We start from the raw sequence: 13,594 nt of genomic DNA on the forward strand, positions 1-13,594 counted from the left end.
GCCAATTTTGTCGGCGCAATCTGCCGCGCGTATCACTTTACGATTTCCTTCGTCGCGCACGTATCGCGCAGTGGTCGCGACGCGGCATCGAGCCGATGGCGGTACGCGTGGTCACGCAGCAAATCATGCTGCGCGGGCGGTCCAAAACGGTCGAATCGTATCGTGCAGCCGCCCCGAATCGCGATAACCCGCATTTTGGCGATGCTTAAATGAACTCAATGCGCACGACGTCGCGCCCGCGACCAGCACACGGGCATGACGGAATTCTCGAACCACGCTGGACCCCAGGACCCACTTTCCACAGTCAGGAGCAGTTCGGATGAGCGACGATATCGACAACGGCAGCAAGGGCGGCTTCACGCGCCGCGACATGATGCGGGTCATGGCGGCGAGCGGCATGATGGCCGCCGGCGCCGGCGGGCTGCTGATGCAACCCGGGACGGCGTTTGCGGCACCCGCGCCCAAGCGCGGCGGCAAGATTCGGGTTGCGAACGAATCGGGCTCGACGGCCGATACGCTCGACCCGGCCAAGGGCTCGACGGGCGCCGACTACATCCGTTTCTTCATGTTCTACAGTGGCCTCACGCAGCTCGATGCGAGCCTGACGCCGCAGATGAATCTCGCCCAGTCGTTGCAGACGACCGACGCGAAGACGTGGATCATCAAGCTGCGCAAGGGCGTCACGTTCCACGACGGGAAACCGGTCACGCCGGCCGACGTGGTGTACTCGCTGATGCGCCACAAGAACGCGGCCACCGCGTCGAAGGTCAAGCCGCTCGCCGATCAGTTCGCCGACGCGAAGGCGAGCGGCCCGGACGAGGTCACGCTCGTGCTCGCGAGCGCGAATGCCGATCTGCCGGTGATCCTCGCGACGCCGCAACTCGTGATCGTCAAGGACGGCACGACCGATTTCAGCACCGGCATCGGTTGCGGCCCGTACAAGCTGAAGTCGTTCAAGCCGGGCGTGTCGACCGTCGGCGTGCGCAACGACAGCTACTTCAAGCCGGGGATGCCGTACCTCGACGAGATCGAGCTGATCGGCATCAGCGACAGCGCCGCGCGCCTGAACGCGCTGCTGTCGGGCGACGTGCACCTGATCAACGCGATCGATCCGCGCTCGACGCAGCGGGTCGCGTCGACGCCGGGCTATGCGCTGCAGGAAACCAAGTCGGGGCTCTATACCGACCTGATCATGCGCAGCGACAACCCGATCGTCGCGAACCCCGATTTCGTCGAAGGGATGAAGTACCTGTTCAATCGCGAGCAGATCCGCTCGGCGGTGTTCCGCGGCTACGCGGTGATCGGCAACGACCAGCCGATCCCGCCGGGGCATCGCTACTTCAACGCGTCGCTGCCGCAGCGGCCGTACGATCCGGACAAGGCGAAGTTCCTGTTCCAGAAGGCGGGCGCGCTGGGCGCCGCGCTGCCGCCGATCTATGCGACCTCCGACGCGAACGGGTCGATCGAGATGGCCGTGCTGCTGCAGCAGGCCGGCCAGAAGATCGGGCTGAACCTGCAGGTGAACCGCGTGTCGGCGGACGGCTACTGGTCGAATCACTGGATGAAGCATCCGCTCGGCTTCGGCAACATCAACCCGCGTTCGAGCGCCGACGTGCTGTTCACGCAGTTCTTCAAGTCGGACGCGCCGTGGAACGAGTCGGGCTGGAAGAACCCGAAGTTCGACCAGCTGCTGCTCGCCGCGCGCTCGGAAACCGACGACGCGAAGCGCAAGCAGATGTACGGCGACATGCAGGTGCTCGTCGCGCAGCAGTGCAGGGTCGGCATCCCGGCGTTCATCAGCTTCCTCGACGGCTACGACAAGCGGCTCGCGGGCCTCGGCTCGATCCCGACCGGCGGGATGATGGGCTTCATGTTCGCCGAGCACGTGTGGTGGAACGCCTGACACCTGCGCGTGCCGCCGCCGTGCGGCCGGTGCGGATTGCCGCGCCGGCCGCACGCGGCCTCTACGGGAGTGAAGTTTCATGAATCGAATCCTGCTTGGACTGATCGGCCGGCGCATCGCGGTCACCGCGCTGACGCTGCTGATCGTGTCCGCGATCATCTTCACGATCACGAACCTGCTGCCGGGCGATGCCGCGCAGGCCGCGCTCGGCCAGTCGGCGACGCCCGAGACGGTCGCCGCGCTGCGCCAGCAGTTCGGCCTCGACATGCCGGCCCACGTGCGCTACCTGAACTGGCTCACCGGGCTGCTGCACGGCGATTTCGGCCGTTCGCTGTCCGGCGACATGCCGGTGTCGGCGATGATCGGCGGGCGCCTGCCGAAGTCGCTCGCGCTCGCGGCGATCACGACCGCCGTGTCGGTGCCGATCGCGCTGCTGCTCGGCATCCTCGCTGCGGTCAAGCGCGAGTCGGTGGTCGACCGCGTGATCAGCCTCGGCACGCTGGCGCTCGTCGCGACGCCTGAGTTCCTGATCGCGACGGTCGCCGTGCTCGTGCTCGCCGTGAAGCTGCACTGGCTGTCCGCGCTGTCGTACAGCGGCCCGATCGAGAGCCTGCACGATTTCCTGCGCGCGTACGCGATGCCGGTGCTGACGCTGTGCGCGGTCGTGATCGCGCAGATGGCGCGGATGACGCGCGCCGCGGTGATCGAGCAGTTGAGCGCGTCGTATGTCGAGATGGCCGTGCTCAAGGGCGCGAGCCCCGCGCGCGTCGTGCTGCGCCATGCGCTGCCGAACGCGATCGGGCCGATCGCCAATGCGATCGCGCTGAGCCTGTCGTACCTGCTCGGCGGCGTGATCGTCGTCGAGACGATCTTCAACTATCCGGGCCTCGCGAGCCTGATGGTCGATGCGGTCGGCAATCGCGATTTCCCGCTGGTCCAGGCCTGCACGCTGATCTTCTGCGTCGCCTACCTGACGCTCGTGCTGTTCGCCGACCTCTGCTCGATCGTGTCGAACCCGAGATTGCGGACCTGAGCGTCCCGCCCACCTTCCGAGATGCCGACCATGCACCCGACCGAACCCGTTCATCGCAGCAGCGCGCTGCCGCCGTCAGGCGAACCGCGCTCGCCGTCGGGAGGCGCGACGCCGCCCGCCGCGCCGTCCCCCGACCAGCCGCGCAAGCGCCGCGCCGCGCGCATCAGACTGACGACCGGCGGCCGCATCGGCCTGTCGATGGTCGGCCTGATGCTGTTCATCGCGGTGTTCGCGCCGCTGCTCGCGCCGCACGACGTCGGCGCGATCGTCACGCCGGACGTGTTCGCGCCGTTCAGCGCGAAGCTGCCGTTCGGCGCCGACTTCCTCGGCCGCGACATGCTGAGCCGGATCCTGTACGGCACGCGGCTGACCGTGCTGCTCGCGCTCGCGGCCGTGCTGCTCGCCGCGCTGACCGGCACGACGCTCGGGCTGCTCGCGACCGTGTCGGGCCGCGCGGTCGACGAGACGATGAGCCGGCTGCTCGACGCGCTCACGTCGATTCCGTCGAAGATGTTCGCGCTGATGTTCGTCGCGGCCTTCGGCTCGTCGCTGCCGCTGCTGGTCCTCACCGCCGCAGTCAGCTACATGCCGGGCTCGTACCGGATCGCGCGCGCGCTGGCGGTCAACATCAGCACGCTCGAATTCGTGCAGGTGGCGCGGGCGCGCGGCGAGAGCGCGCTGTACATCGCGTGCGTCGAGATGCTGCCGAACATGATCCATCCGATGCTCGCCGATACCGGGCTGCGCTTCACGTTCGTCGTGCTGCTGCTGAGCGGCCTGAGCTTTCTCGGGCTCGGCGTGCAGCCGCCGTACGCGGACCTCGGCTCGCTCGTGCGCGAGAACATCGCGAGCCTCGGCGACGGCTCGGCCGTCGCGATCATGCCCGCGGTCGCGATCGCGATCCTGACGGTGGGCGTCAACCTGTTGATCGACGGCCTGCCGCATCGCGGCCGCCGCAAGGGCGCGGCCGCGGCCGCGGGAGAACACTGATGCGAGATGAATCGACTCCGCTCGTCGAGGTGCGCGGGCTGCGCGTGGTCGGCGGCCGGCCGGGCGGCGAGGAAACGACGATCGTCCACGGCGTCGACTTCGAGATCGGGCGCGGCGAGGTGCTCGCGCTGATCGGCGAATCGGGCTCCGGCAAGACGACGATCGCGCTGTCGCTGATGGGCCATGCGCGCACCGGCTGCCGGATCGCCGGCGGCTCGGTGAAGATCGGCGGCACGGACGTCTGCACGCTATCGGCCCAGGCGCTGACCGCGCTGCGCGGCCGCCGGGTCGCCTATATCGCGCAGAGCGCGGCCGCCGCGTTCAACCCGTCGCGCACGATTCTCGACCAGGTGATCGAGAGTGCGCTGATCCACAAGACGATGACGAAGCGCGACGCGCAGGCGAAGGCGGTCGAACTGTTCCGCGCACTCGCGCTGCCGGAGCCCGAGACGATCGGCAAGCGTTATCCGCACCAGGTGTCGGGCGGCCAGTTGCAGCGGCTGATGGCCGCGATGGCGCTGATCACCGATCCGGAGCTCGTGATCCTCGACGAGCCGACCACCGCGCTCGACGTGACCACGCAGATCGACGTGCTGCAGGCGTTCAAGAGCGTGATCCGGCGCTACGGGATGAGCGCGGTGTACGTGTCGCACGATCTGGCGGTGGTCGCGCAGATGGCCGACCGGATCGTCGTGCTGAGCGACGGCGTGATCCGCGAAGCGGGCGCGACCGAGCAGATCCTGCATGCGCCGACGCACCCGTACACGCAGAGCCTGATCGCGGCCGTCACGCCGAACGATGCGCAACGCGACGAGAAACCGGCGCCGGCCGAACCGGCGCCGCTGCTCGACGTGCGCGGTGCGGTCGCCGGTTACGGCGGCCGGACGGCAAAGGGCTGGCCCGCGAAGCTGATCCTGCACGAAGTCGACCTGCGCATCGGGCGCGGGCAGACGGTCGGCGTGATCGGCGAATCGGGCTCGGGCAAGACGACGCTCGCGAAGGTGATCGCGGGCCTGGTCCCGGCTGCTGCCGGGAAGATTCTGCTCGACGGCGAGCCGCTCGCGCTCGATATCGCCAAGCGCACGAAGGAGCAGCACCGCCGTGTGCAGATCGTGTTCCAGAACGCCGATACCGCGCTCAACCCGGTGCATACCGTCGAGCGCACGCTCGCGCGGCCGCTCGCGTTTTACCACGGGATCAAGGGCGCGCGTGCGCGGCAGCGCGTCGCCGAGCTGCTCGAACTCGTGCGGCTGCCGCCCGCGGTGGCCTCGCGGCGTACCGGCGAGCTGTCCGGCGGGCAGAAGCAGCGCGTGAACCTCGCGCGCGCGCTCGCGGCCGAGCCCGACCTGATCCTGTGCGACGAAGTCACGTCGGCGCTCGATACGGTCGTCGGCGCCGCGATCATGGATCTGCTGCGCGACCTGCAGGCGAAGCTCGGCGTGTCGTACGTGTTCATCACGCACGACATCGCGAAGGTGCGCGCGATCAGCGACGACATCGTCGTGCTGTACGCGGGCCGCCGTGTCGAAACCGGGAGCCGCGACGCGCTGTGCGCGCCGCCTTATCACCCGTATTCGCATCTGCTGGTGTCGTCCGCGCCGGAGCTGCGCGCGGGCTGGCTCGACGATGCGGCCGAGCGTTGCCACCGGCCGCTGGTGCCGATCGGCGAGCGCGAGAACGAGGCCGAGCTGTGTCCGTTCCTGTCGCGCTGCGCGATGCGCGTGGACGGCGTCTGCAACCGGACGGCACCGGCGCTGCGCACGCTCGGCAACGGCGCGCAGGTGCTGTGCCATCGCAGCGAGGAAGACCTCGCTCGCTTCCAGGCGGAACCGGCGCCGGAGGGTGCCGCGCCCGAGCAGCCGGTGCAGCTGTAGCGCGCGACACGCCGGAAGTTCGCCGCGCGCGACGTGGCAAGTGAAGCGGCGAACGGAGCACCGCATAGTCTGCTGCGGCGGTCGCGCAAAACGGCGCTTTGTGCGCGTGCCGCGCGCGAATACGCGGCAACTGCGGTTTTTGATGGTGATTTAATGATTTCCCATGAACGGCCGCCGATCGTCGTCGCCGACATGCTCGAGAAGAATCCGATGAAATTCGAATCGTACTGGCTGGATACCCGCCCCGCGTTTCGCGCCGGCTGCGAAGGGCCCGTCGAAGGGCGGGCCGACGTGGTCGTGATCGGCGGCGGCTTCACCGGCCTGTCGGCGGCGCTGGCGCTCGCGCAGCGCGGCGTATCGGTGGTCGTGCTCGAAGCCGCGCAGGTCGCGGGCGAAGCGTCCGGCCGCAACGGCGGCCAGTGCAACACGGGCGTCGCACAGGATTACGCGTCGCTGGCCGCGCGCATCGGCGCGGAGCCGGCGAAGCAGTTCTATCGCGCGTACGAAAGCGCGGTGAAGAGCGTCGAGACGATCGTCGTCGAGCACGCGATCGACTGCGATTTCCGGCGGGCGGGCAAGCTGAAGCTCGCCGCGAAGCCGCAGCATTTCGCGGGGCTCGAAAAGACCTTCGACGCGTTGCGCCGCGATGTCGATCCGGACATCGAACTGATCGAGCCGGCGCGGATTCGCGACGAAGTCGCTTCCGACGGTTTCTACGGCGGACTCCTGCAGCGCAACGGCGCGCAGATGCACATGGGCAAGTTCGGCGTCGGGCTTGCGCAGGCAGCCGTGCGCGCCGGCGCACGCGTGTACGAGCATGCGGCCGTCACGCAGCTCGAGCGGCTCGACGGCGAGCGCCACGCGATCACCTGCACGCGCGGCAGGATCGTCGCCGATCGCGTGCTGGTCGCGACCGGCGCATCGCAGCACGGCCCGTTCGGCTGGTTCCGGCGGCGCATCGCGCCGGTCGGCAGCTTCATCGTCGTGACCGAGCCGCTGCCCGACGCGCAATTGAACCGGCTGTTCCCGCAGCGCCGCGCCTACGTGACGTCGCGCCAGATCGGCAACTACTTCCGCGTGACGCCCGACAACCGGCTGCTGTTCGGCGGCCGCGCGCGCTTCGCGATGTCGAGCCCGCGCTCCGACGCGAAAAGCGGCGACATCCTGCGCGCCGGCATGGCCGGGTATTTCCCGGAACTGGCCAAGGTGCGGCTCGATTACTGCTGGGGCGGGCTGGTGGACATCACCGCCGACCGGCTGCCGCGCGCGGGCCAGCACGACGGGCTCTATTACTCGATGGGCTACAGCGGCCACGGCGTGCAGATGTCGGTGCACATGGGCCGCGTGATGGCCGACGTGCTGTACGGCGCGGCCGCGTCGAATCCGTGGCGCGACCTCGAATGGCCGGCGATGCCCGGCCATTTCGGGCACGCGTGGTTTCTGCCGATCGTCGGCGCGTATTACCGGATCCAGGATTTCCTGCACTGAAGCGACTGCCCCCGGAGGATTGGATATGACCGCACGATTCGTTTGCCCACTCGCCGCCGGCAACGGCCGCCGCGACGGGACCGGCGGCGACACGATGGCCGGGCCGGGCGCGCCCGGCGCCGCGCCGCGCGCTGCCGCGCAGGCGGCCGCATGAGGACGGCGAGCATGGTCACTCCGTTCCACGACGCGGACGAAGGCGCGACGCCTCGCGCACCGCGTGTTCCGCAGCCCGTATCGCCGGCGATCGGCGACGTGCTGCGCACGATCGATGCGTCGTTCGCGCAGCCGCTGAACCTCGACACGCTCGCGGCGGTGGCCGGATTGAGCGTGTCGCGTTTCACCGCACGCTTTCGCGGCGAAGTCGGGTTGTCGCCGCACCGGTATCTGTGCCTCGTGCGCGTGCGGCGTGCGCAGGACTTGCTGCGCGCCGGCCTCGCGCCTTCGGTCGTCGCGACCGAGGTCGGCTTCTTCGATCAGAGCCACCTGTGCCGGCATTTCCGGCGGGTACTCGGGATCACGCCGCGCGATTACGTGGTCGCGCGGCCGGGCACGCCTGCGCGACCGTCTTCGATGCGCTCGCACACCGAGCGCCGCGCAGCGTCGTGTCACGCCGCGTAGGCGCAACGGCGACGGGCACGCCTGACGGATGGCCGGCGAGCGCGCCGGCGAACGACCATTTCCGATATCGCGCGACGGTTTTCAACCCGGCCGCCGCGCACTGCACAGGAGCAGAAATGACCGCAGCTTTCGTGTTGCACCGTGCCGACGGCGCACCTTCGTCAACCGCGTTTCGCCAGCAGGCGTTCGGCGCGAACGATCCGTTCGCGCGACATCGGGAGATCGCCTGGGAAGGGCCCGACGCGATGGCCGCCGGACGTATCGCCTTCGCCGGCGAACTCGACGTGGCGAGCTTTCCGCACATCGAAACCATCGCGATCATCGAAGGCGAGCTGACGCTCGAAGCGGCCGGCGCCGCACCGCTCGTGCTGGGCCCGGGAGAAGGGGCCGTGATCGGCGGCGGCACGGCGCTGCGCGTCACCGCGGCATCGCGCGTGCTGTTCACGTTCTGTGCGGCCGCGTGCGCGACACCGACGAAGCGCGGCGTGTTCGCGCTGCGTGCCGACGCCGACTTCAAGCCGTCCGCGACGCTGCCGCCGGAGGTCCTGCTCGGCCCCGCGCCGCAATGCCGCAGCGACAACGTGTTCGTCGACGATGGGGCCGCGTACTGCGCGGGCACGTGGGATTCGACGCCGTATCACCGGATCGTTCGCCCGCATCGCGTGAACGAGTTCATGCTCCTGCTGGCCGGCAGCGTCCGGTTCGCGGCGCCCGACGGCAGCGTGCTGTCGCTCGGCGCCGGCGACGCGCTGTTCGTGCCGCGCGGCGCGTCGATCGGGTGGGAAAGCAGCGAGCGCGTGTCGAAATTCTACGTCGTGCAGAACGTCCACGTATCCACCGAACGAGACTGACCATGTCCCCTCCGCTGCGCCTTATCGAAACCTCGCCCACGCTGCCGGCCTCGGCCGACGTCGTCGTGATCGGCGGCGGCATCATCGGCGTCTTTACCGCGTACTACCTCGCCCGGCGCGGCATGTCGGTCGCGCTGGTCGAGAAAGGCCGCATCGGCGCCGAGCAGTCGAGCCGCAACTGGGGCTGGTGCCGGCAGCAGAACCGCGACGCGCGCGAATTGCCGATGGCGAGCAAGAGCATCGACCTGTGGGAACGATTCGCCGCCGAATCCGGCGAAGACACGGGCTTTCATCGCTGCGGGCTGCTGTATCTGAGCAATGACGAGGCCGAGCTGTCCCGCTGGGCCAGCTGGGGCGACTTCGCGAAGTCCGCGGGCGTGACGACGTACATGCTCGACAGCAAGCAGGCCGGCGAGCGCGGGCGCGTGACGGGCCGGCAGTGGAAGGGCGGCGTGTTCTCGCCGACCGACGGCACGGCCGACCCGGGCAAGGCCGCGCCGGCCGTGGCGGCAGCACTGATGAAGCTGGGCGGCAGCGTCCACCAGCACTGTGCTGCGCGCGGGATCGAACTCGAGGGCGGGCGCGTCGGCGGCGTGGTCACCGAGGCCGGCGTCATCAGGACGAAGACGGTCGTGCTCGCCGGCGGCGCGTGGGCGTCGTCGTTCTGCCGCCAGCTCGGCATCCGCTTTCCGCAGGCGTCGATCCGTCAGTCGATCCTGAGCGTGTCGCCCGTCGAACAGCGCTTGCCGGATGCGCTGTACACCTCCGGCGTGTCCGTCACGCGCCGCGACGACGGACGCTACGCACTGGCCATCAGCGGCCGCGCGCGCGTGGACGTGACGCCGCAGTTCCTGCGGTTCGCCCCGCAGTTCGTGCCGATGTTCGCGAAGCGCTGGCGCAATCTGCTGCCGGGCGGCCTCGAGGGCATGCGCGGCGGCCACGAAACGCTCAAGCGGTGGCGGCTCGATGCGCCGACCCCGATGGAGGCGGTGCGCATCCTCGATCCGAAGCCCGACATGCCGACCGTCACCGAAACCTATCGTCGTGCCGTCGAACTGCTGCCCGAACTGCGCGAAGCCACGATCACGCACGCATGGGCCGGGTACGTCGACAGCACGCCGGACGGCGTCCCGGGTATCGGCGAAGTGCCGGGCGTGCCGGGATTGATCCTGGCGGCGGGCTTTTCCGGACACGGTTTCGGCATCGGCCCCGGCGCCGGTCACCTGATCGCGGATCTCGCCACCGGGGCGCCGCCGATCGTGGACCCGGTACCGTATCAGCCGGGCCGGTTCGCCGATTCCGCCTGGGGCAAGGTTGCCGATTTCTAGTGTGAGGCCGTCTCGCGGACGACGGTGGCGGCCTCCGGGCTTCCGCCGTTCGCCGGCGCATGGTATCGATTCAAGGACACCCCGCAATGCATTCACCCATCGATTCACCGGTTCGTCACCTGATGGAAGCCGGCAGGCTGGAGCGCTTCTTCATCGACGGCGACTGGGTCTTGCCTGACGGCGGCGACCGGTTCGCGGTCGTCAGCCCGTCCACCGAAGACACGCTGTGCGAGATCCCGCTCGGCAATGCACGCGACGCCGACCGCGCGGTGCAGGCCGCGCGCAATGCTTTCGAGCGCTGGGCCGCGACTTCGCCGCAGCAACGCGCCACACTGCTCGACCGCGTTCACGCGTTGATGCTGGAGCGTGCCGAACGGTTCGCGCTCGCGCTCGCGATGGAAATGGGCGCGCCGATCAATTACGCACGCGGCGCCCATGTGCCGCTCGCGGCCGAACATATCCGCGTCGCGCGCGACAATCTGGCCAGTTACCCGTTCCTGACACGGCGCGGGACGACCGCGATCGTGCGCGAGCCGATCGGCGTGTGCGCGCTGATCACACCGTGGAACTGGCCGATCTATCAAATCACGGCGAAGGTCGGCCCGGCGCTCGCGGCAGGCTGCACGGTGGTGTTGAAACCCAGCGAGCTGTCGCCGCTCAGCGCGTTGCTGTTTGCCGAAGTGATCGCCGATGCGGGCGTGCCCGCCGGCGTGTTCAACCTGGTGAGCGGCAGCGGAACCGAAGTGGGCGCGGCGCTCGCGTCGCACCCGGAGGTCGACATGGTGTCGATCACCGGCTCGACGCGTGCCGGCGTGCTGGTCGCGCAGGCCGCGGCGCCGACCGTCAAGCGCGTCGCGCAGGAGCTTGGCGGCAAGTCGCCGAACATCGTATTGCCCGATGCGGACCTGTCGCGCGCCATCGCGCCGGGCGTTGCCGCCGCGTTCCGCAACATGGGCCAGTCGTGCAGCGCGCCGACCCGGATGATCGTGCCGCGCAGCGTGCTGGGCCGCGTCGAGGCGCTGGCCGTCGCGGCAACGCAGCAGCTGGTCGTCGGCGATCCGTTCGCCGACACGACGACGCATGGTCCGCTGGCCAATCGCGCGCAGTTCGGCCGGGTCGCGCAGATGATCGACGCGGGCCTCGACGAACGGGCGAAACTGATCGCCGGCGGCCCCGGGCGGCCGGCGGGATTCGACCGCGGCTTTTATGCGCGGCCGACCGTGTTTTCCGACGTCCGTACCGACATGACGATCGCGCAGCAGGAGATCTTCGGTCCGGTCCTCGCGATCCTGCCTTACGATACCGTCGACGAGGCCGTCGCCATCGCGAACGACACGGTCTATGGGCTCGGCGCACATGTGCAGGGCACCAACAAGGAACGCGTGCGCGCGGTGGCCGCGCGCCTGCGCTCGGGTCAGGTCCATCTGAACTACCCGGCGTGGGATCCTCAGGCGCCGTTCGGCGGGTACAAGCAGTCGGGCAACGGCCGCGAGTACGGGATCGAAGGGATGGAGGAGTACATGGAGGTCAAGTCGATCGTGGGTTTTGGCGATTGACGCAGCCGCTGCGCGCGAGCGCGGCGGCAGTACAGAATGGAAGCCGTCTACTTTCCGAAGGTGCCGACATTGGATAATCCCGATTTCCCCGAGACGTCCCTGCAAGCCCATTGCGCACACTGGGCGACCTTGCGTCGCGACCTGCATGCGCATCCCGAGTTGCGGTTCGAGGAACACAGGACGGCCGACGTCGTCGCCCGCGAGCTTGAAGATCTCGGCTATGAGGTGTCGCGCGGGCTGGGCGGCACGGGCGTCGTCGCGAGCCTGCCGGGTGTGGACCCGGACCGCGGAATCGTGCTCCGCGCGGACCTGGATGCGTTGCCGATCCAGGAGGCCAACGACTTCGCGCACGCATCGGGCGCGCAAGGCGTCATGCATGCGTGCGGGCATGACGGGCATACCGTCATGCTGCTCGGCGCCGCGCGCATCCTGAAAGACCTGCCGCAGTTGCCGGGCACCGTGCATTTCGTGTTTCAGCCCGGCGAAGAGGGCGGCGCGGGCGCGCGCAAGATGATCGACGACGGGCTGTTCGAGCAATGTCCGACGCAAGCCGTGTTCGGCATGCACAACTGGCCCGGTTTGCCGGCCGGGCAGTTCGGGTTGCGCACCGGCGCCATCATGGCGGCCGGATGCCGCTTCAGGATCACGGTGACGGGCAAGGGCGCGCATGCGGCGCAGCCGCACCTGGGCATCGACCCCATACCGCTCGCCTGTTCGATGGTGCTGCAGTGTCAGACCATTGCAGCGCGGCACAAGGATCCGGTGGACCCCGCCGTCATTTCCGTCTGCATGTTCCATGCGGGCACGACGGACAACGTCATTCCGGACAGCGCCGAGTTGCGCGGGACGATCCGCACGCTGTCGTCGGCATTGCAGCAACAGTTGCAGCGCGACGTCCGGCTCGTGTGCGAAGGGCTGGCCGCGGCTTATGGCGCGCACGTCGACATCGAGTTCTTTCAGTACTATCCGGCGACGGTCAACACGCCGGCCGAGACCGCACTCTGCGAAGCTGTGATTCGCGACACGTTCGGCGACGAGCGGCTTCACCCCGACGTGCCGCCGAACATGACGTCCGAAGACTTCGGCTTCATGCTGGAGGAGCGCCCGGGCGCGTACGTGCTGATCGGCAACGCGCCGGCGGGAGCGGCCGCGCCGGCGCTGCATCACCCGACGTACGATTTCAACGACGACATCATTCCGGCCGGCGTTCGCTACTGGGTCGCCCTGGCACAGCGTTACTTCACGCGATCGCCGTGAGTGCGTGCCGCAATGGCGGGCGACGTCGGATCCAATCCAGCTGATACCGCGCGATTCGCAGGCGCTCGTACCGCGGAGACTCGAATATCGTCGGTCCGAGGTTGCCCGCGAAACGCGCGAGACAGGCGCTTTCGTGCATGCCGAACGCGCGCGCCACTTGCTCGACCTTCGGCAGGTTGTTCAGCGAACGCGATGGACGGCGAATCGCCGTGCGCACGAACCAGGACTGAAATGGTCCGAAGCGATCAGGCAAGTCCGTGCGCAAGCAACGAGCGTGTCAAGCCGGAGAGGTCTCCGCAGTTTCCGGTGGCTCGTCGTCGCTATTCACGATACTCGTGTTCGTGCATGTGTTCATGCTCGTGTTCGTGTTCGCGCCACGGATCACGTTCACGCGGATGACGATGCATCCACGCCTCGTGCTCCCAGTAGCGATGGCCGTCCCAGTAGCGGTCGCCGTGCATGCCAATCGTGACCGACACACCCGGCGCCGGGGCGGGCTCCTCGTACCTCGGTGGCGGTACGACGTAGGTTTGCGCGAAGGCCGTGCCGGCCGCGACGAGTGCGCCGCCTGCCACGAGTGTCGCCAGAATTCGGCGGTTTGCAATGGTCATGGGCTTCATAGCGCTGTCCTCCATTCAATACCCGAGAACGCGCACGATTCGTTCCCATACGGAGCGGCGGCGCTTCGTTGCCATT

12 protein-coding genes are annotated in these 13,594 nt (G+C 68.7%); 11 read left to right on the plus strand and 1 reads right to left on the minus strand.

The features are described from left to right. The first annotated feature begins 319 nt into the window (after positions 1-319). The 11 genes from DID99_RS10940 to DID99_RS10985 all read left to right on the plus strand — a co-directional run bounded on the left by DID99_RS10940 (position 320) and on the right by DID99_RS10985 (position 12,898). Complete coding sequence (locus DID99_RS10940; RefSeq protein WP_124487275.1) at positions 320-1,903, plus strand: ABC transporter substrate-binding protein; 1,584 nt, start codon at positions 320-322, stop codon at positions 1,901-1,903. A 79-nt stretch (positions 1,904-1,982) separates the two neighbouring features. Next, positions 1,983-2,936 carry an ABC transporter permease gene (locus DID99_RS10945; protein ID WP_044844269.1) on the plus strand — a complete coding sequence of 318 codons (954 nt, stop codon included), beginning with the start codon at positions 1,983-1,985 and terminating at the stop codon, positions 2,934-2,936. A gap of 30 nt (positions 2,937-2,966) precedes the next feature. After that, positions 2,967-3,926, plus strand: coding sequence for an ABC transporter permease (locus tag DID99_RS10950; RefSeq protein WP_124487274.1), 960 nt, complete (start codon positions 2,967-2,969; stop codon positions 3,924-3,926). Then, complete coding sequence (locus DID99_RS10955; protein ID WP_124666648.1) at positions 3,926-5,800, plus strand: ABC transporter ATP-binding protein; 1,875 nt, start codon at positions 3,926-3,928, stop codon at positions 5,798-5,800. Before DID99_RS10950 ends, DID99_RS10955 begins: the two co-directional genes overlap by 1 nt. A 153-nt stretch (positions 5,801-5,953) precedes the next feature. Next, positions 5,954-7,288, plus strand: a complete 1,335-nt coding sequence (locus DID99_RS10960) for an FAD-binding oxidoreductase (protein ID WP_185640852.1) — start codon at positions 5,954-5,956, stop codon at positions 7,286-7,288. Between the two features lie 25 nt (positions 7,289-7,313). Further along, on the plus strand, positions 7,314-7,442 hold the full coding sequence (locus DID99_RS37805) for a hypothetical protein (protein ID WP_260444565.1): 129 nt from the start codon (positions 7,314-7,316) through the stop codon (positions 7,440-7,442). An 11-nt stretch (positions 7,443-7,453) separates the two neighbouring features. Then, complete coding sequence (locus DID99_RS10965; RefSeq protein ID WP_124666649.1) at positions 7,454-7,906, plus strand: helix-turn-helix domain-containing protein; 453 nt, start codon at positions 7,454-7,456, stop codon at positions 7,904-7,906. A 116-nt stretch (positions 7,907-8,022) separates the two neighbouring features. Continuing rightward, positions 8,023-8,757 (plus strand): cupin domain-containing protein, encoded by a 735-nt coding sequence (locus DID99_RS10970; protein ID WP_124666650.1) that lies wholly within the window; start codon positions 8,023-8,025, stop codon positions 8,755-8,757. A gap of 2 nt (positions 8,758-8,759) precedes the next feature. Further along, positions 8,760-10,085, plus strand: a complete 1,326-nt coding sequence (locus DID99_RS10975; protein ID WP_124666651.1) for an FAD-binding oxidoreductase — start codon at positions 8,760-8,762, stop codon at positions 10,083-10,085. A gap of 86 nt (positions 10,086-10,171) precedes the next feature. Further along, a complete protein-coding gene (locus DID99_RS10980; protein WP_124666652.1) occupies positions 10,172-11,641 on the plus strand; it encodes an aldehyde dehydrogenase family protein in 1,470 nt (489 codons plus the stop codon). A gap of 36 nt (positions 11,642-11,677) precedes the next feature. Beyond that, positions 11,678-12,898 (plus strand): M20 aminoacylase family protein, encoded by a 1,221-nt coding sequence (locus DID99_RS10985; protein ID WP_409362695.1) that lies wholly within the window; start codon positions 11,678-11,680, stop codon positions 12,896-12,898. 320 nt (positions 12,899-13,218) lie between these two features. On the opposite strand, the gene DID99_RS10990 is transcribed toward DID99_RS10985, so the two are convergent. Further along, on the minus strand, positions 13,219-13,518 hold the full coding sequence (locus tag DID99_RS10990) for a hypothetical protein (protein ID WP_044844263.1): 300 nt from the start codon (positions 13,516-13,518) through the stop codon (positions 13,219-13,221). Positions 13,519-13,594: the final 76 nt, after the last annotated feature.

This window comes from Burkholderia sp. Bp8986, assembly GCF_003854225.1.
Classification (GTDB): domain Bacteria; phylum Pseudomonadota; class Gammaproteobacteria; order Burkholderiales; family Burkholderiaceae; genus Burkholderia.

Bases quoted from the DNA above. Each gene is read 5' to 3' on its own strand.
- DID99_RS10940 (WP_124487275.1), top strand. From the start codon at position 320: ATGAGCGACGATATCGACAACGGCAGCAAGGGCGGCTTCACGCGCCGC.
- DID99_RS10945 (WP_044844269.1), top strand. From the start codon at position 1,983: ATGAATCGAATCCTGCTTGGACTGATCGGCCGGCGCATCGCGGTCACC.
- DID99_RS10950 (WP_124487274.1), top strand. From the start codon at position 2,967: ATGCACCCGACCGAACCCGTTCATCGCAGCAGCGCGCTGCCGCCGTCA.
- DID99_RS10955 (WP_124666648.1), top strand. From the start codon at position 3,926: ATGCGAGATGAATCGACTCCGCTCGTCGAGGTGCGCGGGCTGCGCGTG.
- DID99_RS10960 (WP_185640852.1), top strand. From the start codon at position 5,954: ATGATTTCCCATGAACGGCCGCCGATCGTCGTCGCCGACATGCTCGAG.
- DID99_RS37805 (WP_260444565.1), top strand. From the start codon at position 7,314: ATGACCGCACGATTCGTTTGCCCACTCGCCGCCGGCAACGGCCGCCGC.
- DID99_RS10965 (WP_124666649.1), top strand. From the start codon at position 7,454: ATGGTCACTCCGTTCCACGACGCGGACGAAGGCGCGACGCCTCGCGCA.
- DID99_RS10970 (WP_124666650.1), top strand. From the start codon at position 8,023: ATGACCGCAGCTTTCGTGTTGCACCGTGCCGACGGCGCACCTTCGTCA.
- DID99_RS10975 (WP_124666651.1), top strand. From the start codon at position 8,760: ATGTCCCCTCCGCTGCGCCTTATCGAAACCTCGCCCACGCTGCCGGCC.
- DID99_RS10980 (WP_124666652.1), top strand. From the start codon at position 10,172: ATGCATTCACCCATCGATTCACCGGTTCGTCACCTGATGGAAGCCGGC.
- DID99_RS10985 (WP_409362695.1), top strand. From the start codon at position 11,678: ATGGAAGCCGTCTACTTTCCGAAGGTGCCGACATTGGATAATCCCGAT.
- DID99_RS10990 (WP_044844263.1), bottom strand. From the start codon at position 13,518: ATGAAGCCCATGACCATTGCAAACCGCCGAATTCTGGCGACACTCGTG.